The 591-nt window shown below is 66.2% G+C and carries 1 protein-coding gene; it reads right to left on the reverse strand.

The genetic code is table 11. The features are described 5' to 3' along the window. On the reverse strand, positions 1-528 hold a 528-nt coding region (locus SCA03_RS34870), incomplete at its 3' end, for a condensation domain-containing protein (RefSeq protein WP_371864036.1). Between the last annotated feature and the right edge of the window lie 63 nt (positions 529-591).

A 591-nucleotide genomic window follows, 5' to 3' on the forward strand; every position in this document is an offset into this window, starting at 1 on the left:
GCTCAGGAGGCTGTCGGGGTCGTCGGGGTCGCCCAGCAGCCGCCGCTGCCACAACGTGTAGTCCGCATACTGCACCGGCAACGCCTCCCACTCCGGCGCCCGCCCCCCACACCGCGCCGCATACGCCGCCGACAGATCCCGCCACAACGGCCCCATCGACCACCCATCACCCGCAATGTGATGCACCACCAACACCAACACCGAACTCTCCGCACCCGAGACGAACAACGCAGCACGGAACGGCAGTTCAACCGCCAGATCAAAGACATGACCCGAAACCTCCGCAACCCGCGCCTCCAACTCCCCCGCACCCACCTCCACCACCGGCAGCTCCACCACCGCCTCACCAACAGCCACAACCTCCTGCAACGGCTCCCCCGCCACCTCAGGAAACCGCGTACGCAACGACTCGTGCCGCCCCAGAACATCACCCAACGCCGCCCGCAACGCACCCACATCAACCCGACCACTCAACCGCAACACCAACGGAATGTTGTACAACGCACTGGCACCCTCCAGACGATCCACGAACCACAGACGACGCTGCGCATACGACAACGGCAACCGCTCCGGCCGCGGACCAGCCGTCAG

It is taken from the genome of Streptomyces cacaoi (genome assembly GCF_006539165.1).
Taxonomy (GTDB): Bacteria; Actinomycetota; Actinomycetes; order Streptomycetales; family Streptomycetaceae; genus Streptomyces; species Streptomyces cacaoi.